At 61.0% G+C, this 22,703-nt stretch carries 21 protein-coding genes; 17 read left to right on the top strand and 4 right to left on the bottom strand.

Translation table 11 applies throughout. The features are described from left to right. Positions 1–4: 4 nt before the first annotated feature. Positions 5–796 carry a DeoR/GlpR family DNA-binding transcription regulator gene (locus HALAL_RS0102090; RefSeq protein WP_025272416.1) on the bottom strand — a complete coding sequence of 264 codons (792 nt, stop codon included), beginning with the start codon at positions 794–796 and terminating at the stop codon, positions 5–7. 638 nt (positions 797–1,434) lie between these two features. On the opposite strand from HALAL_RS0102090, the gene chvE reads away from it, so the two are divergent. From chvE to HALAL_RS17245, 12 genes are all read left to right on the top strand, one after another. Then, complete coding sequence (gene chvE / locus HALAL_RS0102080) at positions 1,435–2,517, top strand: multiple monosaccharide ABC transporter substrate-binding protein (protein ID WP_025272415.1); 1,083 nt, start codon at positions 1,435–1,437, stop codon at positions 2,515–2,517. A gap of 157 nt (positions 2,518–2,674) precedes the next feature. After that, positions 2,675–4,207, top strand: coding sequence for a sugar ABC transporter ATP-binding protein (locus tag HALAL_RS0102075; RefSeq protein ID WP_025272414.1), 1,533 nt, complete (start codon positions 2,675–2,677; stop codon positions 4,205–4,207). Beyond that, positions 4,204–5,466 (top strand): multiple monosaccharide ABC transporter permease, encoded by a 1,263-nt coding sequence (gene mmsB / locus HALAL_RS0102070; protein ID WP_025272413.1) that lies wholly within the window; start codon positions 4,204–4,206, stop codon positions 5,464–5,466. Before HALAL_RS0102075 ends, mmsB begins: the two co-directional genes overlap by 4 nt. 252 nt (positions 5,467–5,718) lie before the next feature. After that, positions 5,719–6,342, top strand: coding sequence for a nicotinate-nucleotide adenylyltransferase (gene nadD / locus HALAL_RS0102060; protein WP_035534315.1), 624 nt, complete (start codon positions 5,719–5,721; stop codon positions 6,340–6,342). 175 nt (positions 6,343–6,517) lie between these two features. Next, entirely contained in the window at positions 6,518–6,898 is a 381-nt protein-coding gene (rsfS, locus tag HALAL_RS0102055; RefSeq protein ID WP_025272411.1) for a ribosome silencing factor, read from the top strand. An 11-nt stretch (positions 6,899–6,909) separates the two neighbouring features. Next, positions 6,910–7,554 (top strand): histidine phosphatase family protein, encoded by a 645-nt coding sequence (locus HALAL_RS0102050; RefSeq protein WP_025272410.1) that lies wholly within the window; start codon positions 6,910–6,912, stop codon positions 7,552–7,554. A gap of 90 nt (positions 7,555–7,644) precedes the next feature. Then, the gene (locus HALAL_RS17250; RefSeq protein ID WP_156937559.1) at positions 7,645–8,103 is read left to right on the top strand and encodes a hypothetical protein; all 459 of its coding nucleotides are present in this window, start codon (positions 7,645–7,647) and stop codon (positions 8,101–8,103) included. A 122-nt stretch (positions 8,104–8,225) separates the two neighbouring features. Beyond that, positions 8,226–9,176 carry a DegV family protein gene (locus HALAL_RS0102040; protein WP_025272408.1) on the top strand — a complete coding sequence of 317 codons (951 nt, stop codon included), beginning with the start codon at positions 8,226–8,228 and terminating at the stop codon, positions 9,174–9,176. After that, on the top strand, positions 9,173–9,922 hold the full coding sequence (locus HALAL_RS0102035) for a ComEA family DNA-binding protein (RefSeq protein WP_025272407.1): 750 nt from the start codon (positions 9,173–9,175) through the stop codon (positions 9,920–9,922). The genes HALAL_RS0102040 and HALAL_RS0102035 overlap by 4 nt, the downstream gene beginning before the upstream one ends. Continuing rightward, entirely contained in the window at positions 9,919–12,189 is a 2,271-nt protein-coding gene (locus tag HALAL_RS0102030; protein ID WP_051462680.1) for a DNA internalization-related competence protein ComEC/Rec2, read from the top strand. Before HALAL_RS0102035 ends, HALAL_RS0102030 begins: the two co-directional genes overlap by 4 nt. A 138-nt stretch (positions 12,190–12,327) precedes the next feature. Then, positions 12,328–13,302: a DNA polymerase III subunit delta gene (gene holA / locus HALAL_RS0102025; protein WP_025272406.1), complete on the top strand. Its 975-nt coding sequence runs from the start codon at positions 12,328–12,330 to the stop codon at positions 13,300–13,302. Between the two features lie 71 nt (positions 13,303–13,373). Beyond that, positions 13,374–13,643, top strand: a complete 270-nt coding sequence (locus HALAL_RS17245) for a hypothetical protein (protein WP_029767212.1) — start codon at positions 13,374–13,376, stop codon at positions 13,641–13,643. A 146-nt stretch (positions 13,644–13,789) separates the two neighbouring features. On the opposite strand, the gene rpsT is transcribed toward HALAL_RS17245, so the two are convergent. Further along, the gene (gene rpsT / locus HALAL_RS0102015) at positions 13,790–14,062 is read right to left on the bottom strand and encodes a 30S ribosomal protein S20 (RefSeq protein WP_025272405.1); all 273 of its coding nucleotides are present in this window, start codon (positions 14,060–14,062) and stop codon (positions 13,790–13,792) included. Positions 14,063–14,370: 308 nt separating this feature from the next. Between rpsT and lepA the strand changes: the two genes are divergently transcribed. Then, positions 14,371–16,218 (top strand): translation elongation factor 4, encoded by a 1,848-nt coding sequence (lepA, locus tag HALAL_RS0102010; protein ID WP_025272404.1) that lies wholly within the window; start codon positions 14,371–14,373, stop codon positions 16,216–16,218. Between the two features lie 32 nt (positions 16,219–16,250). Here lepA and HALAL_RS0102005 read toward each other — a convergent pair whose 3' ends face one another. Continuing rightward, entirely contained in the window at positions 16,251–17,180 is a 930-nt protein-coding gene (locus HALAL_RS0102005; RefSeq protein ID WP_156937557.1) for a hypothetical protein, read from the bottom strand. Then, positions 17,146–17,913 (bottom strand): enoyl-CoA hydratase-related protein, encoded by a 768-nt coding sequence (locus HALAL_RS0102000; protein WP_025272402.1) that lies wholly within the window; start codon positions 17,911–17,913, stop codon positions 17,146–17,148. The genes HALAL_RS0102005 and HALAL_RS0102000 overlap by 35 nt, the downstream gene beginning before the upstream one ends. 51 nt (positions 17,914–17,964) lie before the next feature. Here HALAL_RS0102000 and hemW point away from each other — a divergent pair, with 51 nt between their 5' ends. From hemW to dnaJ, 4 genes are all read left to right on the top strand, one after another. Next, positions 17,965–19,140, top strand: a complete 1,176-nt coding sequence (hemW, locus tag HALAL_RS0101995; RefSeq protein ID WP_025272401.1) for a radical SAM family heme chaperone HemW — start codon at positions 17,965–17,967, stop codon at positions 19,138–19,140. 81 nt (positions 19,141–19,221) lie between these two features. Continuing rightward, positions 19,222–20,352, top strand: coding sequence for a CapA family protein (locus HALAL_RS0101990; protein ID WP_025272400.1), 1,131 nt, complete (start codon positions 19,222–19,224; stop codon positions 20,350–20,352). Between the two features lie 176 nt (positions 20,353–20,528). Continuing rightward, a complete protein-coding gene (hrcA, locus tag HALAL_RS0101985; protein WP_025272399.1) occupies positions 20,529–21,542 on the top strand; it encodes a heat-inducible transcriptional repressor HrcA in 1,014 nt (337 codons plus the stop codon). A gap of 24 nt (positions 21,543–21,566) precedes the next feature. Then, positions 21,567–22,703, top strand: a complete 1,137-nt coding sequence (gene dnaJ / locus HALAL_RS0101980) for a molecular chaperone DnaJ (protein WP_025272398.1) — start codon at positions 21,567–21,569, stop codon at positions 22,701–22,703.

The following is a 22,703-nucleotide window of genomic DNA, read 5'->3' as shown; positions in this document are numbered from 1 at the left end:
TCGTCTAGTCGCTGCCCGCCTGGTTGCGTTCGGCGACGACGACGTTGGTGACGTGTTCCTTAAGACTTGTCAGGGCCTCGGGGTCGATTCCGGAGTCGGTGATGACGGTATCGGCGGCCGACAGGTCAGCGATGGAAGCGAGCCCGATGATGCCCCATTTGGTGTGGTCGGCGAGAACGATCAGTTTGCGTCCTTTGTGGGCGAAGGCGGATACGGTTTCGGATTCCATGAGGTTCGGGGTGGTAAATCCGGACTCAGCGCTGAAACCGTGGACCCCGAGGAAAACCGCGTCTACGTTAATGGTGCGGAGGGATTGTATAGCGAAGGGCCCCACCAGGGCGTCGGAAGGAGTGCGGATTCCTCCGGTGAGGATGACCGTCTGATCGGGACGGCCTTGGCGATAGAAGACGTCGGCGACGGGGACGGAGTTGGTCACTACGGTCAGCCCGGGGAGGTCGGCGATCATTTGTGCCATCATCCAGGTGGTGGTGCCCGCCGAGATGGCAATGGCTTGGCCGGGATGAACGAACGAGGCCGCACGCTTGGCGATGGCGCTCTTCTCCTCCAGCTCGCGAACCTGTTTGGCTTCGAATCCCGGTTCAGAGGCGGAACTCAGATCGATACGAGTGGCTCCACCGTGTACTTTATTGAGTTTGCCGAGTTCACTGAGGTAGTCGAGGTCGCGTCGGATGGTCATATCGGAGACTCCGAACCGTTCCACGAGTTCGGTGACACGTATGGCGCCTTGCTCGGCAAGGATTTCTAGAATGCGTGCTTGTCGTTGTTTAGCCAACATGGTCTGTTCGTTCTGCTTTCCAGGCTCTCGGTGGAACCGGTGGCGTGCCGTGGTTCGCATGAGTATCGACCGATGTGGGGTGCGGTGCGATCGATACTGCGATCATGACGATCATATTCCTTCTCCGAGGGTAGGGGCAGAGGGCTCGCCATGGCCGAACCCAGTCGGCGCAGATGCCACTCCATCCGAATTCACTACACGTTATCACACATTAACAAACAAAATCACTCAAGAGAAGACATGATGGTGCGGCGCACAAGCCGCTCTATACTACCCTCATTGTGAGTGGGAAGTTTATGAATCTAGCGACTGGCCTTCGTGCTTATTTGCCGCTGTAACACTGCAAATAGTCATATAGAAAGATTGACACTTAATATAAAATGATGCGGCCTTGCGATAATTGCGGCGCATTTCATATTAATATCGAGAACATGGAGATTTTATTACAACATGCAGTGGATGTTGATAATCGTTTAAATGTGAGCGATAGTGAAATCACCAGATCAACTGAGCGCGTTCTGCCAGACGTACCACGATGACGGCCACAGAGTCGAACACTGACGAAACGCGTTCGGTGACGTCCGTCGGTGACAACTGGTAGGTCACCACAAGTCGACGAAGACAGGGATGCGAAGACTATGAAACGACGCCACCTCATGGCCGTTGGTGCACTCGCCGCGACCTCCGCCCCATTTCTCACCGCCTGTGCGACCGGCGGTGACGACAGCGCCAAGGGCAAGGTCGGGATTTCCATGCCGACCAAGACTTCGGAACGGTGGATCGCCGACGGCGAGAACCTCGAAAAACAGTTCGAAGACGCTGGATTCGACACCATCCTCAACTTCGCCGAAGACAAGGTCGACAGGCAGATCAGCCAGATTGAGAACATGATCGCCCAAGGCGTCAACACTCTCATCATCGCCGCGAAAGACGGATCGACCCTGTCGGGAGTGCTCGCTACGGCGAAACAGGAAGACATCGTCGTCATTTCCTACGATCGTCTCATTCGCGACACGAAGGACGTGGACTACTACGTTACCTTTGACAACTATCAAGTCGGGCAGCTGCAAGGCGGATACATCGTCGACGCCCTCGATCTCGACAACGAAACCGGCCCGTTCAACATCGAGCTGTTCGCCGGAAGCCTTGACGACAACAACGCCTTTTATTTCTGGGACGGCGCCATCGACGCCCTGCAGCCGTATATCGATGACGGCAAGTTGGTTGTCCGGTCCGAACAGGTCGACATTGAGCAGACGGCCACCGACTCCTGGCTGGCCGAGAACGCCCAAGACCGCATGGACGACCTTCTCGCCACGTTCTACACCGACGACAAGGTGCACGCCATCCTGAGCCCGTTCGACGGCATCAGCCAGGGGATCATCGCCTCATTGGAGTCCTCCGGTTACTCCACCGACGATCTCCCGGTCATCACCGGCCAGGACGCGGAAGAGACCTCCATTCAATACATCATTGACGGCCGACAGACGGCAACGGTCTTTAAGGACACACGGGCACTGGCGTCACAGGCGTTCGACATGACCACCAGCGTCCTCGACGAAGAGGAAGTGGAGGTCAACGACACCGAAACGTACGATAACGGCGCCAAGGTCGTGCCCTCCTTCCTGCTGGAACCGGTAAGCGTGGACGCCTCCAACTGGAAAGAGGTTCTTATCGAGGAGTCCGGATATTACGCGGAAGGAACCTTCGAGGGCGAGTAATGACGTCGGTTCGTCGCATCGGGGGCTTACAGCAAACGCACCGAACCTCCCGTCCCAGTCGACGGGTTCCGTCATCGGTGCCGCCCCGTGACGACCGAGCGCGGGAAGGCGGCGGTAAGCCGCCCTTCCCGACCCAGTCAGTATTAAAGGACGGTCCATGGTGGAAAACATACTACGACTCCAGGGAATCACCAAGGAATTCCCCGGAGTGAAGGCGCTCGACGGGGTCGACGTCGACATAGCGCCCGGCTCCATTCACGGAGTCGTCGGTGAAAACGGAGCGGGTAAATCGACGCTGATGAAGATCATTTCCGGTGTCCACCCGCATGGACGATTCCACGGCAGCATCGAATTCAACGGTGAGGCGGTACGGTTCCGCAACATCAGGCAGTCGGAAACGTCCGGAATCGTCATCATTCACCAAGAACTGGCACTCGTCGGTGAACTGTCGGTTGCGGAAAACATCTTCCTGGGCAATGAACGGACCCGGAAGGGCCTGATGGACTGGATCGGCACGAAACGCGGAGCCGCCGAACTCCTCGAACGCGTCGGTCTGTCGCTCCATCCCGATACACCGGTGGACAACATCGGGGTAGCACACCAGCAGTTGGTGGAAATCGCCAAGGCTCTGTCCAAAAACGTCAAGCTCCTCATCTTGGACGAACCGACCGCCGCGCTCAACGAGATCGAATCGCAACGCCTGCTCCAACTTCTGCGCGGTCTGCGGGACGAGGGCGTCACCTGTGTACTCATCTCCCACAAGCTTGACGAGATCCGCGCCGTCTGTGACAGTGTCACCGTCATTCGAGACGGGCGGTCCGTCGCCACGCTGCACGGTGAGGACATCACCAGTGCGCAGATGATCACGCACATGGTCGGCCGCGAACTCAACAACCTCTATCCGCCCCGGACTCACGTTCCGGGGGAGATCCGGTTTGAAGTCACGAATTGGACGGTCGAAGATCGGCACCGGCAAGGACACCATGCCATCGACGACATATCACTCCACGTTCGCTCCGGCGAAGTGGTCGGGATGGCGGGACTCATGGGAGCCGGGCGGACCGAATTCGCCATGAGTCTCTTTGGGCGCCACTGGGGACGCTATCTTGACGGACAGGTATACCTCGACGGGCGTGAAGTGGATACCAAAACCACGAAAGCGGCCATCGACGCGGGAATCGCCTATCTCACCGAAGACCGCAAGAAGTACGGCCTACATCTCGACGACAGCATCAAGGAGAACCTCACCCTCTCCGCACTGGAGAAAATCATGACCCCCAGCGGCCTGTCACCGGGTAAACAGGCGCTGGAATCCGAAGGAATCCGGGAAAAACTCGGCATCGTCGCCTCCTCGGTCGACCAGACGGTGGGCAACCTTTCCGGCGGCAATCAACAGAAAGTCCTGCTGGGCAAATGGATGTACACCGAGCCCGACGTCTTTATTCTCGACGAACCGACCCGAGGAGTCGACGTCGGCGCCAAGTACGAAATCTACGAACACATCTTCACATTGGCGGAAAACGGAAAGGGCATCCTCGTCATTTCCTCCGAACTTCCCGAACTGCTGGGAATCTGCGACCGGATTTACACCGTCGGAAACGGCCGCATCACCGGAGAATCCGACATTTCAGATGCCACACAGGAAAAACTCATGACTCAAATGACTCGGCAGGAGGCTTCAGCCGTATGAACGGGTTCCGCACCGCCCTCGCGCGTATCGACTTGCGCCAGTACGGAATGGTCATCGCGCTCGCGTGTATCGTACTGCTGTTCCAGATCCTGCAAGTCGCCATCCAGAACAGCAATTTCATCACCCCCATCAACCTGACCAATGTGATCACCCAAACCTCGTACATCCTTATCCTGGCCATCGGTATGATGCTGGTGATCATCAACGGGCACATCGACCTCTCCGTAGGAAGCGTGCTCGCCTTCTGCGGAGCGGTATCGGCCATTTCCATGGCCTCCTGGGGGTTCCCTTGGTGGGCCGCCGTTCTGGTGGCCATCGTGACCGGAGCCGTGATCGGAGCCTGGCAGGGGCTGTGGGTCGCGTACGTGGGTGTGCCCGCCTTCATCGTGACACTCGCCGGCATGTTGATCTTCCGTGGTCTGACCCTGGCCGTGACCGATGCCAAAAGTATCGCCGTCCAGGATGAAACCTACCGTATGTTCGGCTCCGGGTATTGGGGCCAGAGCACCGAACTGGCGGGAACGGAAATACATCTTCCCAGCATTGCGATCGGGCTCGTCTCCGCGCTCGCAGTGGTGATCGGAGCCGTACTCCAACGTCGTGAGCTGGGTCGAAACAGTCTCGATGTCGACTCAATCGCCTGGTTCGTGATAAAGAACGTCCTCATCGCCGGGGTCATCGTCACCTTCGCAACGATGTTGGCGCTGCACCATGGCATCCCCGTCGTGGGGCTGCTCTTGCTCGGGCTGGTGCTCGTGTACACCTTCGTAACCAACCGGACGCGGTTCGGACGCCATATCTATGCGGGCGGAGGTAACCGGGAGGCCGCGGCTCTGAGCGGGGTCAATACCAAAGCCACCAGTTTCTGGGTCTTTGTGAACATGGGGGCCTTGGCGGGACTGGCATCGGTGGTCTTCACCGCACGTCTGGCCAATGCCAATCCGCAGGCGGGCGAGATGTTCGAACTGGATGCGATCGCCTCCGCCTTCATCGGAGGCGCTTCGATGAGCGGCGGAATCGGTACGGTCATCGGCGCGGTCATCGGTGGAATCGTGATGGGTGTGATGCGCCAGGGAATGTCCATTCTCGGTGTCGGGCAAGACCAGGTGCAGTACATTCTGGGTCTGGTATTGCTGGCGGCGGTCGTATTCGATGTATGGAACAAACGCCGCTCCGGTGTAAGTGCGCCCTCGTCGTCGGTACCACGCCAGAAATGGAAGAAAGAGAAGGAACCGGAACAGGCCTCCACCTCCGGTTGATGAGCGTAGTGCGCCGAGGCAAGACGTGGTCGCGTTATCGGAGTGCGAGTCCGATGTGTCCGCTGAACACCGTTACGGTGCTGTACCGTTGAACCTCAATGACGCCGTAGCCATTGCTACCGGCCGTATCGCGGTCGGTAGCAATGTGATCTGTTCTCCGATTGCTCTGGACTCGCACCCGGTCGAAGGCGGACGGTAAGGTGAGGACCGTTGCCGGGGTTTCGTACGACGATGGCGGTAGTATTACATATTGTGACTGTTGGTTTTTCGAAGCGCGTGGGGATACTTGGAGGAACGTTTGATCCCGTCCATTTCGGGCATTTGGTCGCGGCGAGCGAAGCCTACATTCGTGCCGAGTTGGACGAGGTGGTTTTCGTGCCGACCGGTGACCCGTGGCAGAAGTCGGCCCAGGACGTCAGTCCGGCCGCTATGCGCGGTGAAATGGCGCGATTGGCCATCAACTGCGACACGCGTTTTCGGCTGAGCCTCGTCGACATCGATCGAGAGGGCCCCACATACGCGGTCGATACGGTTGCCGACGTCGCCGCCGAATATCGGGAATCCGTCGAGCTTTTCTTCATTATCGGAGCCGATTCGCTTGAAAACCTGTACACCTGGCACAAGGTAGAGCAGCTGGTGGACGCGGTTCGCCTCATCGCTTTGAACCGTCCGGGCTCGCATCGACGTGAGGCCCGGCTTCCGCGCGACGCGGACGTTACCTACGTGGATATGCCGGCAATCGCCATTTCGTCGAGCGATTGTCGGGAACGGGTGCGGGCCGGATATACACTTCGTTACCTGGTTCCCGAACCGGTTCGAGGATTCATTGAATCCGCCGGGCTCTACTTGCCGGATAGTGCCGTGGGCGATATCTGATGCGAGTTCGTAACTGAGCATGGCACACTTGGGTGGTGTGTGACGGCGTGTTTCCAGTGCCGGTGGAATCGATCCGATTCAGATTTCTTCGCCGCTCGGCGATGGTGACCTGAAGTGGATCCGCTGTGTACCGGTCACACGTGCCGATTGTCGAAATGTGATTAAAGGAAGTTTTGTGGCTGCTGATCAATATGCCATTGACATTGCCGGTATCGCCGCCGCAGCGGCGCTTGACCGTAAAGCGGAGAATGTCAACGTACGCGATGTAACCGACCAAATGGCCATTACCGAGGCGTTTGTGATCGCATCGGCCTCCAACGAACGTCAGGTCAACGCCATCATCGACAATGTCGAGGCTGAGCTGATCAAACGTATGGACCTGCGCCCGCGCCGTCGGGAAGGCAAGGGCTCCAGTGAGCAGTGGGTGCTTTTGGACTACGGCGACATCGTCGTACACGTCTTTGATCATGAGGCGCGTGAGTTCTACGGCTTGGACAGCCTGTGGAAGGACTGCCCCGAGATTGAGATTCCGACTGATTCCAAACCCACGGAATAGGCGGTGGCAGTGTGACCCAGTTGATTGTCGTGCGGCACGGACGCACTGAATGGAACGATACCGGTCGGATCCAAGGAGCGTCGGACATCGCCCTCGACGACGTCGGGGTGGAGCAGGCGGCTCGTGCCGCCGATGCCCTGGCGTCCTATCAACCGGACCGGATAATCTCCAGTGACCTGGTACGTGCTTCCGACACGGCCAAACGGGTCGCGGAAGTGACCGGAGTGGAAGTCGAGTTGGACGAGCGCCTGCGGGAACGCTCCTATGGTCCGTGGGAGGGACTGCGAATGTCTGAGATTTCGCAGCGCTACCCCGAGGATCATGAACGTTGGCGTTCCGGTAAACCACTGAAACACCCCGATATCGAAACCTGGGAGGCCTTGCGGAAGAGGTCCGGCGGCCTCGTCGACGAACTCAAGTCGGGTGACGGCGTGACCCTGATCTTTACCCACGGCGGAACGGCTCGACAGATTGTCGGTGCAGCTCTCGACTGGAGTCAGGAGGATACCGGAACCCTGGCCGGGCTTGACAACGTGCACTGGGCGGACATACGGGAAATGAAGTCCGGCCGTTGGAGGCTGTTCGGCTACAACCTCGGTATTAAAGACACCTCCCAACTGGGAATGAGCCGAATTGTTCGTGAACAGCAGAAATAATTTGATTATGGGAGAAGGAACCGTACCGGTGTCAGAGTCGTCTTACTGGACATGAACACATTCAGTCAGGTCTATCGTAAAAGTCTTTTGGTGACTATGCTGGCGTCACTGGCTCTGTTGCTGGGCGCTTTGAGCGCCTGCGACAACGACAGTGACGACGACGCCACATCCTCGACGTCGTCGGAAGAAGAAACCACGTCCGACATGTCCAGTCCTACGGACGGGGAAGAGGACGAGGACGACGGCGACGAGCCTGAGGAGGAATCCGTGAACGAAAGTGACGCGCCGGAAGTTGATCCGTCCAACGGTATCGACGACGGCGACAAGTCTTCCACCATGGTCATCAGCGGCACGGTCGAAGAAGGAGTCGAAGCCGGTTGCCTCGTGCTGACCCACGACGGCACGACCTACGGCCTCTACGGCGAGAAGGACGAATCAGTCGTTTACGCCGGTGCGGAAGTGACGCTCTCTGGGCACGTCGACAAGGGCATCTTCGGAACGTGTCAGCAAGGGACGCCCTTCGTGATCACCGACGCCGAGAACAAGTAAGACCGACTGTAGGAAGCGGCCCGACTCGTTGTAGTGCGGGCCGCTTCTTTGTCGCGACGGGAACCGTTCGCACCATCGTCAACCGGTGCGAGAGGTACAGGCGTTCAAGGTAACGTGATGACGTGGCTATTCGTGTTGTGACAGATTCCGGTTCCGCTCTGGCAGACGGCGATACCGAACTGGTGGTGCTGCCTCTGACCGTTCGTATCGGAGACCGTGAGTACCGCGAGGGACTGGAGGTCGGTGCGGACGATATCGCCGAGGCGATGCGGTCCGGCGAGAAGGTCACCACCTCGCAGGTTCCCACCGAGGTCTTCCGGCGCACTTTCGACCGGCTGCTATCGGAGGGTGCGGATGGAATCGTGTCGGTGCACCTGTCGGGGAAGCTGTCCGGGACGGTATCGGCGGCGCGTACGGCGGCCGCCGATTTCAACGGCCGGGTCACCGTCGTCGATTCGCAGGGCGCGGCGATGGCGCAAGGATATCCCGCTCGTGCCGCGGCCACCGAAGCGGCTCAGGGCGGTAGTCAAGCGGAGGTGGAACGGGCCGCGCTGCAGACGATTCCCGGTCTGCACACCTACTTCTATCTCAGCACATTGGAGCATCTCCGTCGAGGCGGGCGGATCGGTACGGCCCGAGCCCTGATGGGAACGGCGCTGTCGGTCAAACCCATCCTCGAACTGTCCGATGGGACGATCTACATGCGCGAAAAGGTTCGCACTCCGTCGCGTGGATTGCAGCGGTTGGCGGCGTTGACGGAAAAGGCGATCGATGGAAAACCGACCGAGTTGACCATCCACCACTTGGCGTCGCCACGGAATGCGCACGCCCTAGCCGAATGGTGGAGGAAACATTACTCCGAACAGGTGAGCACGGTCGACATTGTGGAAGTCGGTGCCGCCATCGGCGCACATTGCGGTCCCGGTGTCGTTGCCATCGTGGCCAGTACCGGACGCTTCGAATCTGAATGGGACGCGACTTCTCCGCCGACGGCGGAGTTATCCACAGCACTGTCCACAGGCGGAATTTTTCATCGACTTCCGTCGGCTCGCGGGTTTTCCTGTCAGACATGAGCGATACCACTACGACCGACGCGACATACCGGCGCCTGCAGGAACGACTCCAACAAGCTGTACGTGACCGGCAACGATGTCAGGAACGGGTTGACGTGACCAGCGGCGAGCCGCTGACCAAACGGCCTCTGCGTCATCGGATCGGCGATCGGATAGAACGCCTACAGGATCGTACCGGCCTGGGGCATCTGAACCGATGGATCGTGGGCGCGGTCGCCGTCGTGGCGGTTCTCGCGGGAGGGATGACCGCCGCCCTGTCCTGGCCCGGTACGGACAGCCACTCCATCACTCCGGTCTCCAAGGAAAGCACGGAAGCCGCCGACAGTACGACCGATACCTTGATCGTGTCGGTGGCCGGGGCGGTGAACGAGCCGGGGGTCGTGCGTCTCGATCCGGGAGACCGGGTTATAGACGCGATCGAAACCGCCGGGGGACTCAGCGACGACGCCGATATCGGCTTCCTCAATCTGGCCCGTCCCTTGGACGACGGCGATCTGGTAGCGGTCAACCGCATCGCCGACGGCCCAACCGAAGCGGCGGAAGCGTCCGCGGACGGTCTGCTCAACCTCAACGGGGCCGACGCGGCAGACCTGGAGCAGCTGAGCGGAATCGGTCCCGTTCTCGCCGAACGCATCGTCCAGTATCGACGTGATAACGGCCCGTTCGGGGACGTTACCGATCTGGCACAGGTGGCCGGAATAGGGCAGAGTCTCCTGCGGAAGATCGGCGACGAGGTCGTCGTGTGAACCGGCCCCGCCGTGACGTGCGGATCATTCTAGTCGCGGTCGGGGTATGGACGAGTGCAGCTCTCGTCGTCCTCAACGACGTGCGAGCCGCCTACCTCCTACTCGGTGTAGCGGTCATCCTATGGCTACTGCATTTCGTGGCCGCTCGCCTGTGGCAGCGGCGACGACGGCTCACTGTGCTTTCCATTGTGGCCACCATGAGTTTCGGAGGGCTCTTCGGAGCCCTGGCGTCAGCCGTGCACGTTGTCAATCGGGACGATCCAGATCTCGTGACCGTCATCGACGGGAATGAACCGGTGACCGCTACGGTGGAGGTGCGAAGTCGGCCGCGACAGAGCCAATGGCAGGAGAGCACGTACCTGTTCAACGGACTGCTGCGCGCGATTGCAATCGACGACACCGAACTACACGGTGCCTGGCGGATTCGGCTCATAGGAAAAGGATCCGAATGGGCACAGATCACATATCGCCGGCAGATGGTGGTCGAGGGCAGCATCTGGCGGGGTGAGGCCACCGGGCTTACTGCCGCCGTCATGCGGGTCGGTGGCGTGGTAGAACGCGATCCGGCTCCCGCTTATCACCGATGGGCCCACTCGGTTCGCGAGCGAACTCAGGACGCCGTCGATGCGGTTTCGCCACCGGAAAGCGGTCTCATACCGGCTCTGGCGATAGGAGATCGAACCGCACTCGACGACGAGCTGTCCGACGTGTTTCGCGAGACCGGCCTGGTGCATCTGACCGTGACCTCGGGCTACCACGTCGGAATCGTGACCGGTGCCGTGTTCGTCATTCTCCTGTGCCTGCGCATCGGAGTCGGCGGGCGCGTGGTCGCCTGTGTCGTCGCCCTACTGGCCTTCAACCTGATCGTCGGCCCGGCACCGAGCGTGTTGCGCGCCAGTGTTATGGCGGGAATGGCCCTGCTGGCGCTGGCAATAGGGCGACCACGCGCGGCCCCGCAGGCACTGGCCGCAGCCGTGGTTCTCCTGGTGCTCTTCGATCCCGCGTTGGCGCTCGACCCCGGGTTTTGTCTATCGGTGGCGGCCACCATGGGTTTGCTGGTGTGGGCGTTCGATTGGGCGCGTCGATTGCGACTGCGAGGGTGGCCGACACCGGTTGCTCTCGCGTTGACCGTCGCCGCGTCGACGCAAGTGGCCGTCACCCCTATCCTCGCGGGTTGGGGTGAGGGCGTGTCATGGGTGTCCGTTCCCGTCAACCTCGTTGCTGCGGTAGCGGCGGCCCCGGCCGTGCTTCTTTCGATCCTGGTCGCCGTCATCGCCTCGATATCAGTGGATTACGGGGCAATGGTCGCCGAGGTTGCCGCTGTTCCGGTTCGATTTCTCGTCTGGTTGGCAGAGACCGGTTCCGCCGTGCCGCACGGTACTTTTCCGTGGCCGCGAGGTTGGGGTGGGGCGGTACTGGTATCAGTGATTGTGGCCGTGGTGTGGCTGGTCGCCAAGACGCGCAGGCGCAGAGTCGTATTCACTGTAATGACACTTATGATGCTGGGTGCCGTATTGCTGGTGGTGGTACGTCCGGCGACACCGGAATCGTGGGTGGTCACCATGTGCGATGTGGGACAGGGGGACGCCTTTGTGGTGCCCGGAGACGAAGGGGCGATCGTCATCGACGCGGGGCCGCATCCGGCGGCCATGGACGCGTGCCTCAACGACCTTGGAGTAGACGCCGTTGAGCTTTTCATCGTCTCGCATTTCCACATGGACCATGTGGGCGGAGCGGCGGCCCTAAACAGGGGACGCGAGGTTCGGGCGATGCTCGTCCCTCCGGCGGCCGGTGCCGAGCAAGGCTATGAACTGGTGGGAAAGCACCTCCCCACGCCGATACGGTATCGCGCTCAACCGGGGGAGACGCATCGATACGGTGCCACAACAGTGGAGGTGCTGGGACCGCCGAAGGTGGAGTGGAGTGGTACCCGGTCCGATGCGAACAACAACTCCACCGTCGTTCGGATAGAGGTGGACGGGACGCGTCTACTGTTTCCCGGTGACGTCGAATTGGCGGCTCAGGAACGGCTATGGCGGCGGAAGGTGGACCTGTCGGCGGACATAGTGAAGGTGCCGCATCATGGTTCGGCATATCAATCGGATGAATTTCTGGATCGGACCGGTGCGTCAACGGCTCTCATCGGTGTTGGTGCGGGGAATCGACACGGCCATCCGGACCGTTCGGTGATACGGCGGCTTGAATCGCTGGGTATGACGTTGTGGCGCAGTGACCGGCACGGCCAGGTGAATCTGACGACCAGCTGAAACCCAATCCAGACGAAGCCACCTGTCGCCACTCACCGTTGTCGGTGCGTGGACGGGAACCGGTCGTGCGAGTGGCGGCGGGGGACGGCCGGGACTGTGCGCCCTCGGAAGAAATTGCCTGAACGTTAGGATGGTAGTGTGGCCGATTCTTCTGAAACAGTCCAACTGATCGTCGGTGATGAGCCGTTCCTGGCCGACCGTGCCGTGTCCGAATTCTTGGCGGAAGTACGTCGGCAGGACTCGACTGCCGAGATCTCGCGGATATCCGGTAGTGAACTGACGACTGGCGCGTTTTCGACGCTGACCAGTCCGACGCTTCTGGGGGGTGCGGTCATCGCCGTCATTGATTCGGCCCAGGACGTGTCAAAGGATCTGTTTCCCACGATCCTGTCGTACGTCGACAGTCCGGCCCCCGGCGTCTACCTTCTGATTCTCCACCCCGGGGTACAGAAGGGTAAAGCGCTGCTCGACGGGCTCCGTAAACGCAAAGTACCGCAGACGAAGGTGGCCAAACTAAAAAAGACGGCCGACCGAGTGGCGTTCGTGCGCGGTGAGTTGACCGCGGCCGGTGCTCCCGCGCGATCGGCAACGGCCCAGGTGGCGGAAGTGATCATCACCGCCGTCGGTTCGGATCCACGCGAACTGGCGTCCGCGTGCCGCCAATTGGTCGCCGATACCGACGGTTCACTCACGTCGGAAGCGGTTCATCGATACTATTCCGGACGTGCGGAGGTAACCGGATTCAACGTCGCCGATGTCGTGGTGGCCGGGCGAAGCGGGGAAGCGTTGTCCATGTTGCGGTCGGCGTTTCATATCGGGGTGGACCCCGTTCCCATAGCCGATGCCATTGCGACGGCGGTTCGCAATCTCGCCCGCGTGGCCTCGGAGAGCGGCTCGGCCCAGCAATTGGCCTCCAAACTGGGAATGGCGCCGTGGCAGGTGGACAAGGCACGTCGACAGGCGAACACCTGGGCTCCACACGCCTTGGCACAGGCGATGACCATTGCGGCCCGTCTCAACGGGGAAGTCAAGGGTGGTACGGACGATCGAGAATGGGCGCTGGAGCACGCCATCGTGGAAATCAGTGCCCTGGCAACGAATCGGGGACGATAATGGACGAATCCACGCGAACGAGGCGGCAGATACGCTCACGTACGGGCGGTACGAATTACCGTTCCGGGCACGTGTCGCGCCCCAGTCAACCCTGGTATGCCCGACTCTTGCGAATCAAGAACCTCCGCTTGACCACCGGATGGTGCGTCCTGCTGTTTGAGGGAGCGATCGTGATGGCGATCCTCCTGGCCCTCACCGAGCTGGTGTCGTGGTGGGTCGTGCCGATTCTGCCGCTGCTGGTGGCCGGACTGGTGAAGCTCAACGACGTCATCGCCGGTGCCGGCATGAAGTTAATGAGAGATCGGGACGGCGCGTGCCCCGATCGGCCGTTTAAGGCATGAAAAACGGACCCGGCCCGAGGATGGGCGGGTCCGTTGTCAAACCCTCTTATCGCTTACACATCAATCGGCCGGTAGCGACACTGTTGTGTAACAAGCATTGCGCAAAACTGGCGCTGAATTGACGCTGTAGGCCGTGTTTGAAGAAACTAAGCAGCGGCTTCCAGCTTGTTCAGGGAGCGGGCCAGCTTCGACTTGCGCTGCGCGGCCTGATTTTTGTGGATAACGCCTTTAGAGGCGGCCTTGTCAAGCTGACGGCCGACGATCTGGAGGTGTTCTTTGGCGCTGGCAATGTCGCCGGTGGCCTCCGCGGCACGGAATTTCCGGATGGAGGTCTTCAGCGACGACTTGACGGCTTTGTTCCGCAGACGGCGCTTTTCGTTCTGCCGGTTACGCTTTTCTTTCGACTTGATGTTCGCCACTCGTGAAGCCTTAGTCTCGTGATGGTTTTTTGATTCCTTACAGTTTTACGCAGAGTGAGCAACAAAGGTAGAGGGCATAGCACGCTCCACGCGACTGTCAAGCTTACCAGCACGCGAAAGTCCGGGGCCCGTCACAGCGCACCCCGGCGACGTATTTCACTGCACCGCCGGAAGCGGAGCCCGTTCCGCGACCGTCACCGGCGCGTGGAGAGGATAGGCACGCTCCCGCTACGTCAAAACAGAGTCGACCGAGCGATAAGGCAGAATACTCACTGCACAGTCTTTTCCAAAAGAATGGGCCACTGCCCATGAGTGAGGTATCAGTGATCAATCAACCAGGTGCGACGCCGTCAGAAGCCATTCGTAACTTCTGTATCATCGCGCACATCGACCACGGTAAGTCTACTCTGGCCGACCGTATGCTCCAGTTGACGGAGGTGGTTGATCAACGACAGATGCGCGACCAGTACCTCGACCGCATGGACATTGAGCGGGAACGCGGGATCACGGTGAAGTCGCAGGCCGTCCGGATGCCGTGGAAATCATCGGTGGTGGACGGCGAACAACGTGACTTCGTGCTGAATATGATCGATACTCCCGGCCACGTTGACTTCTCCTATGAGGTCTCACGTTCTTTGGCCGCCTGTGAAGGGGCTGTGCTGCTGGTCGACGCCGCCCAGGGGATCGAGGCGCAGACGCTCGCGAACCTGTATATGGCCATGGAAAACGACCTGGCCATCATCCCGGTGCTGAACAAGATCGACCTTCCCTCGGCCGATCCGGACCGCTATGCCGAGGAGTTGGCCGGTCTGATCGGCTGTGAACCGGAAGAGGTGTTCCAGGTATCGGGGAAGACCGGTGTCGGCGTCGAAGACCTACTGGACGCGATCTGTGAGCAGATTCCGTCCCCGGTAGGAGACGCCGAGGCCCCGCCACGTGCGATGATCTTCGACTCCGTCTACGACACGTATCGAGGCGTGGTGACCTACATTCGTATGGTCGACGGGCAATTGAAGGCCCGCTCCAAAATTGAAATGAAATCCACCAAGGCCGACCACGACCTGCTGGAAATGGGTGTCATCTCCCCGGAACCGACCGTGTCGAAAGCGCTCGGAGTCGGCGAAGTCGGATACCTGATCACCGGTGTCAAGGACGTTCGCCAGTCCAAGGTCGGTGACACCGTGACCGACGCCCGTAACCCCGCTGAAGAGGCTCTTCCCGGCTACACCGAAGCCAAGCCGATGGTGTACTCCGGGCTCTATCCCATTGACGGTTCGGATTATCAGAGTCTGCGCGAAGCCCTGGACCGTATGCAACTCAACGACGCGGCTCTGCAGTTCGAACCGGAGACCTCGGCGGCGCTCGGTTTCGGGTTCCGCGTCGGTTTCCTCGGCCTGTTGCACCTGGAGATCATCCGCGAGCGCCTCGAACGCGAGGCCAATCTTGATCTGATCTCCACGGCTCCGAACGTGGTCTATGACGTGGTCATGGAAGACGGCGAGGAAATCCAGGTCACCAACCCCTCGGAGTTCCCCGAGGGCAAAACGGCCAGCGTGACCGAACCGGTCGTGAGCGCCACGGTGTTGACCCCGGCGGATTACGTCGGTCCGGTGATGGATCTGTGCCAGGGTCGTCGGGGTTCCATGAAGGGGATGGACTACCTCTCTCCCGAACGCGTGGAGATCCGCTATACCCTGCCGTTGGCCGAGATCGTGTTCGATTTCTTCGACCAGCTGAAGTCGCGTACCAAGGGTTATGCGTCGTTGGATTACGAACCCGCCGGAGTGCAGGACGCCGATCTGGTGAAGGTCGACATTCTGCTGCAAGGGGAGCGGGTGGACGCTTTCAGCGCCATTGTGCACCGCGACCAGGCGTATCACTATGGTGTGAAGCTGGCGCAGCGTTTGAAGAAGTTGATTCCCCGGCAACAGTTCGAGGTGCCGATTCAGGCGGCGGTCGGTTCGCGGATCATTGCGCGGGAGAACATTCGTGCGATCCGCAAGGACGTGTTGGCCAAGTGTTACGGCGGCGATATTTCCCGTAAACGCAAGCTTCTGGAGAAGCAGAAGGAAGGTAAGAAGCGCATGAAGACCGTGGGACGGGTCGACGTTCCACAGGACGCGTTCATTTCCGCGCTGCGTACCGACGACGACTAACCGTTATCGGCTCCGATCGGCGGGGCGGCCGTTTATTGGCCGTCGCCGCCGCCTTCTGCCTCGTCGGTGGGCTCGGTGAGTGTGATCGTCACCGTGGAGGTGGAGCCTTCCGTGTCGGTGTCGAGCCATTCCAACTGTTCGGGCTGCCAATGCTTACCGTCGTAGGACACCGATTCGATCGCGTACATGGTTGAGCGCGTGACCGCCCAGTTGGCGATCGCCCAGCCGTTTTGGGAGTCGGCGACGTCGACGGTGAGGTCGGTGCCGTCCACATTCAGGTTGGAGGCGCTCCAATTGCGTTGGTATTCGGCGACGAACTCGTCGGTGGAGGTGGAACCGTCGTCGGCACTGCGAGTAGCGGAGCAGACGACCCCTTCCGACATTCCCCCGGCGAACACTTCGGTGAGAAGTTCGGACTCCGGTCCCCACTTGGCGTATTTCTCCGGGTGGGCACTGATCTGAACGGCTTGGGCCGCTTCGGCCAGGTTCATCTCCTGCCAGCCGTTGATGGTGACCAGTTTGTTGTAGAAGGCGGTGGAAGCGTAAACGGGGTCGGTCAGCTCTTCTTCGCTGCCCCAGCCTTGGGAAGGGCGTTGTTGAAACAGCCCCACCGAATCTCGGTCGCCGTAGTCGATATTGGACATGGACGACTCTTGCCAGGCGGTGGCCAGTGCGATGGTGATCCCGCGATCAGGGACTTCCATGTGCGATCCCACCGCCGCGATGGTGGCGGCGTAGTAGGTTTGCTCGCCGTTGGGGTTGTAGGTGTCCTCGGAGTCGTCAAGGAAACAGCCGGTGGGCTGTTGCGGCGGCATGTCGAAATCGAAGTCGCCGCACGCGGCGGTGACGGTCAGGGACACCGCCGCGCACGCTGAGGTGATCAGGCGTCGCGCTCGCGAGGGGCCGAGCGGAACGGCCCGGGGTCGCCTAGGGTACCCAGCGGGGTTGACGTTTGTCGCCAAACGCTTTCACTCCTTCTTTTCCTTCGTCTGAAAGAAAGTAGCGCGCTGTGGTTTCGGCCGCACGCGCCAGGTCGGTGCTGAGGTCGGGGTCACGGGTGATCTTCTTTATACCTGATTGTGCCTCGGGTCCGCCTTCGAGTAGACGGTTGACCTGAGTATCGATGGCGCCGTCGAAGGCTTCGCCGCTGGTCGCGATGTCGATGATGCCGTGGTCGACGGCCTCAAGTCCGCTGAAGGTTTCACCGGTGAGGAAGAGACGGCGCATCTGAGCGGGGTTGACGCGGCGGGCGACGACGGGGGCGATAACGGCCGGTACGACGCCGAGTTTGACCTCGCTGAAAGCCAGTTGCACGTCGTCGGTGCTCACGGTGATGTCGGCGGCGGCGATCAGTCCCATTCCGCCGCCTCGCACTCCGCCGCGTGTGGCGACGACGACGGGTTTGGGGTTGTCGTCCATGGCGAGGAACAGGGCCGGTAGGGCGGCAGCGGGCAGTTGCCCGGTGTCGGTGGCGGCGGCGCTTTGCTTCAAATCGGCTCCGGCGCAGAAGACCGGTCCCGCGTGAGTGAGGACGATGACGCGGGTGGCGTCGTCCTTGCCGAGCTCTTGGAAGGCGGTGGTGAGTTCACCGATCAATTCGCGCGATAGCGCGTTGCGGCGGGCGGGCTGATTGAGGGTCACGGTGGTGACCCCTCTGTCGGTCTTGGAAATGATGAGAGCGTCGTTGCTTTCCATACCGTTACTGTAGAGGGCGTGTCTCAAATCCACCGAACGGCACCGGACCTATTGCCGACGATCGATCGTATTGCCTCGTCGTACACCCCTCAGGGGCGAGGCTTCGGCTTCTACGTCCATGTCCCGTTTTGCGCTTCACGGTGCGGCTATTGCGATTTCAATACCTACACCGCCGCTGAGCTCGGTAGCGCCGTCCGCGTCTCGCGCCACAATTACGTCGAATACGTTTGCGCTGAGATCGACCGGGCCGCGCGGTGCTTTGACGAACCGCCGACCATCGACACGATCTTCTTCGGTGGCGGTACCCCGACGTTGCTGCCCGCCGCCGATCTCGTCGCGATCGTGGATCGATTGGCCGCCGCCTTCGGCTTGGCCGACGATGTAGAGGTCACGACGGAGGCGAATCCGGAATCGGTCGATCGCGATTATCTGGCGACCTTGCGTTCGGGAGGCTTCAACCGCGTGTCGATCGGCATGCAGTCCACGGCGTCCCGTGTGCTTCGGGTCCTGGAACGGTCGCATACCCCGGGCCGTGCGCTGGAGGTGGTCGACGAGGCGCGCGGAGCCGGATTCGACCATGTGAGCCTCGACTTGATTTACGGCACCCCGGGAGAGACCGCGGAGGATTTCGCGGCAACGCTCCGCGCGGCGGCGGCAACGGATATCGACCACCTCTCGGCGTATTCCTTGATCGTGGAGCCGGGCACTGCTCTGGCACGACGCGTGCGCGCCGGTGAGGTGCCGCAGCCGTCGGACGATGTGGCCGCCGACCGCTATCTCGCGGCCGAGGAGATCCTGTCTCAATCCGGTTTCAGTTGGTATGAGGTATCCAACTGGGCGCGTGGTGAGGAGGGTCGCTGTCGGCACAACGTCCTCTATTGGGATGGGGGCCACTGGTGGGGAGCCGGACCCGGGGCGCATTCGCATCTGCCGGGAATACGCTGGTGGAACGTCAAACATCCCGCGACGTACGGACAGCGTCTGGCCGACGGACTCGCCGTCGACGACGGTGAGGAATTGACTGATAGTGATCACTATTTGGAAACGATTATGTTGCGGACTAGGCTCTCGACGGGCCTTCCGCTACAGTTGTTGAGCCGAGAGGCCCGTGCGGTCGCCGACCGCCTGGCCGATGACGGTCTGGTGGTCATCGGTGACGGGCGCTTGCGGTTGACGCTGCGAGGGCGCCTATTGGCCGACGCCGTCATCCGCGATCTCACCGTATAACGACCCCTGAATATTCAACGACTCGCCGGGAGGCTCGCCGCCCGGACAGAGCCGATTCGCGTTCATTGGAGACTTGTTTTCATGCCTCGTACCACTCCGCTGTCCACCCGTGCCTTGGCGCGCCGCAGTGTATTGCTCGGTGCCGGTGCGGGACTGTCCTTGACCGCGTGCGGAAGTGAGGATTCGGACGAATCCGCTCCCGGCCGGGCCGGTGAGGAAAGCCGTTCGCCCCGGCCGTCGCCGACCCGGGAACCGGAGGTTGAGGGCGTCACCATTACGCACGTGGGAGACGCGTTCCCCGGCAAGTGGCCCGACCGGCTTCCGGCAGAAGGCGACGACGCCTTCTTTGCGAAGGTGAGTGATCGATTCGACGGGGACGTCAACATCGCCAACCTGGAAGGCGCTTTCTCCACCGCCGAGTGGCAGAAGTGTGAGTCGGGCTGTATCTACTTCCGTTTGCCCGGTGAATACGCCTCGCTCTACTCCGAGGCGGGATTCGACGTGCTCAATCACGCCAACAACCACGCCTGGGACGCCGGACCACAAGGGGCGGAGGAAACCCGGGACGTAGTGGAGGGTCTCGGCATGGAGCTGTCAGGTCATCAGGGCACGATCACGCAGGTGGAACGGAACGGGATCTCCGTAGCGATCGTCGGTTTCGCACCGTATTACATGTTCACCGACTCCCGCGATATTCAGGCCTGCGACCAATTGGTGCGTGAGGCGGCCGCGAGCGCCGACGTCGTGGTGGTCTCAGTACACATGGGTGCCGAAGGCACCGACGCCCGTCACGTCACCGCCGGGACCGAGACGTTTCACGGCGAGGATCGCGGCGACCCCATGGGTCTGTCGCACGCTTGCGTGGACGCCGGCGCGGACGTCGTCATCGGGCACGGTCCGCACGTCATGCGCGGAATGGAATATTACAACGGTAAACTCATCGCTTACTCCCTCGGTAATTTCGGTGGCGGACAGAACATTCTGGACGGCGACGGCTGGCTCGGTGTGGGCGGAGTCCTATCGGTGACGCTGTCGAAGGACGGAGAGACCGTCGAGTCGAAATTCACCCCAACGGTGATGGACTCCAATGGCTACCCCGCTCCCGACGACCAGGCGCGCGGCCTCGACGCCATCAATGAACTGGCCGAGGACTTCGGTTCCTCCGGCGTGGTGGCCGACGAATCCGGACAACTCCTGTTTCCTGACTCATAGCCCGGAAACGGGGCATTAAACTGCGTATTCGTTGTGTTCTAGGGTTTGAGTTTGGCACTCTAGCCTTAAGAGTGCCAAACTTGATCGTGAACGTTCGTGGGACGGTGTCGTCGTTCGACCCGAAACAACGTTCGCGGTAAGGATGCAGGCCGGGGAGTGGAAGGACTTGAGAGGCGATGGATGAACGCAAACTACAGGTGCTGCGTGCCGTCGTTGAGGACTATGTCTCCACTCAGGAGCCGGTGGGCTCGAAAGCCATTGCCACCCAACACGAATTGGGAGTATCCGCCGCGACCGTGCGAAACGACATGGCCTGGCTGGAAGACTCCGGCTATATCCAGCAGCCCCATACCTCGGCGGGGCGAATCCCCACCGACAAGGGCTATCGCCTTTTCGTCGATCGCCTGGAGAAGATCCAGCCGCTCTCCAGCGCCGAACGCCGGGCGGTCAACCGCTATCTTTCCGAGGCCGGCGACCTCGACGACGTGGTCAACCGAACCGTCCGTCTCCTGGCGCAACTGACCCACCAGGTCGCCGTGGTGCAGTACCCCAGCCTCAACCGTTCCACCGTGCGGCACCTTGAGCTCCTTCGTCTCGGTCCGTACCGGCTTCTACTGGTCGTCATCACCGACACCGGACGAGTCGAACAGCGGCACCTGGAATTCCGCGAGGAAATCGACGAGGACTACACGCTCGAACTGCGCACGCTCATCAACGAAAAACTCGCCGGGCAACCTATCGTGGAGGCTCCCGAGATCCTGTCTCGGCTGCCTAATGAGGCCCGGCCGGAGCTGCGCGGCATCGCGACCGGACTGACCCGTGTCCTCCTGGACGCCTTCCTGGACTCCAGCGAGGAACGCGTGGCCGTGGCCGGGGCCGCCAATCTCACCCGCACCGTAGCGCCGATACGCAGTGTCACGCCGCTGCTGGAGGCGTTGGAAGAGGAAATGGTTCTCATGCGGCTCATTGGTCCTCCCGGAGAGCAGACCAATTTGACCGTCCGCATCGGAGATGAGAACGAACTCGATGATTTCCGGCACACCACGGTGGTAACCACCGGTTACGGGCCTGGTGCTGTCGTCGGGCACATGGGGGTCGTTGGACCCACTCGCATGGACTACCCAGGGACCATCGCGGCAGTCCGTGCCGTGGCCCGCTATGTCTCAGACATATTGGAACGCAACCGTTGAACAACAAATATAGTGAGATTACCTGTGGCTAAAGACTATTACGGAATTCTGGGTCTCGAGAAAGGGGCTTCCGAGGCCGAAATGAAGAAGGCCTATCGGAAGCTCGCGCGCAAGTATCACCCGGACGTCTCCGACGAACCCGACGCCGAAGAGCGCCTGCAAGAGGTCAACGTCGCCTTTGAAGTCCTCATGGACCCCGACAAGCGGGCCATTGTGGATGCCGGTGGCGACCCTCACGACCGATCGGCCGGAGCCGGTGCCGCAGGCGGCAACTTCATGGGCTTCGAAGACATCGTGGACGCCTTCTTCGGCGGGTCGATGGGCGGCTTCGGAGGTCGCCGTGGACCGCGCTCGCGCACGCGCCCCGGTAACGACGCCCTGATCCGACTGGACCTCAGCCTGGACGAACTGGCCTTCGGCACCGAATCGGACATTACCGTGGAGACGGCCGTTCTCTGTGACGAATGCACCGGCTCAGGCTCCGAAACCGGAGAGGTCAAAACCTGTACCACCTGTGGCGGCAACGGCCAGGTACAGGTCGTGCAGAACACCATCATCGGGCAAATGCGTTCGGTTCGCCCCTGTTCGGCCTGCTCCGGCTACGGCTCCCTCATAGCCGACCCCTGCAGCAAATGCGGCGGGGAAGGACGCGTCCGCAGCCGCCGCAAGATCACCGTCAAGATCCCCTCGGGCATCGAAGACGGCATGCGGATCCGTCTGTCGGGCGAAGGCGAGGTCGGCCCCGGCGGCGGCCCGGCCGGCGACCTGTACGTCGAAGTCCACGAAAAACCGCACGAGGTCTTCACCCGCGACGGACCGGACCTGCACTGCCGAGTGCGCGTACCCATGACCCAAGCGGCGCTGGGAACCAAACTCAACGTTCACACCCTCGACGAGGAAGTGGAAGTCGAGGTACCGCCCGGCACCCAACCCGACACGGTCAAAAAGATCCGTGGCAAGGGCATTCCCAAACTACGCGGTACCGGCACACGCGGCGACCTCTACGTCGAACTCGACGTACGCACCCCCACCAAACTGGATGGGGAACAGGAAGAGATCCTGCGTAACCTGGCGACACTACGCGACGAGGAGATCAAGGAAGTTAAGTCCGGCTCGGGCTTCTTCGCGCGGATGCGCGACGCCTTCCACGGTCACCAGTAA

The organism is Haloglycomyces albus DSM 45210, from assembly GCF_000527155.1.
Lineage (GTDB): Bacteria > Actinomycetota > Actinomycetes > Mycobacteriales > Micromonosporaceae > Haloglycomyces > Haloglycomyces albus.
The sequence above is the reverse complement of the archived record's forward strand: the minus strand, read 5'-3'. Positions and strand labels throughout refer to the sequence as shown.

Coding starts and splice junctions, on each gene's coding strand:
- lepA (WP_025272404.1), top strand. CDS start 14,371: ATGAGTGAGGTATCAGTGATCAATCAACCAGGTGCGACGCCGTCAGAA.
- hrcA (WP_025272399.1), top strand. CDS start 20,529: ATGGATGAACGCAAACTACAGGTGCTGCGTGCCGTCGTTGAGGACTAT.
- mmsB (WP_025272413.1), top strand. CDS start 4,204: ATGAACGGGTTCCGCACCGCCCTCGCGCGTATCGACTTGCGCCAGTAC.
- chvE (WP_025272415.1), top strand. CDS start 1,435: ATGAAACGACGCCACCTCATGGCCGTTGGTGCACTCGCCGCGACCTCC.
- HALAL_RS0102090 (WP_025272416.1), bottom strand. CDS start 796: ATGTTGGCTAAACAACGACAAGCACGCATTCTAGAAATCCTTGCCGAG.
- HALAL_RS0102075 (WP_025272414.1), top strand. CDS start 2,675: ATGGTGGAAAACATACTACGACTCCAGGGAATCACCAAGGAATTCCCC.
- HALAL_RS0102000 (WP_025272402.1), bottom strand. CDS start 17,913: ATGGAAAGCAACGACGCTCTCATCATTTCCAAGACCGACAGAGGGGTC.
- HALAL_RS0101990 (WP_025272400.1), top strand. CDS start 19,222: ATGCCTCGTACCACTCCGCTGTCCACCCGTGCCTTGGCGCGCCGCAGT.
- HALAL_RS0102035 (WP_025272407.1), top strand. CDS start 9,173: ATGAGCGATACCACTACGACCGACGCGACATACCGGCGCCTGCAGGAA.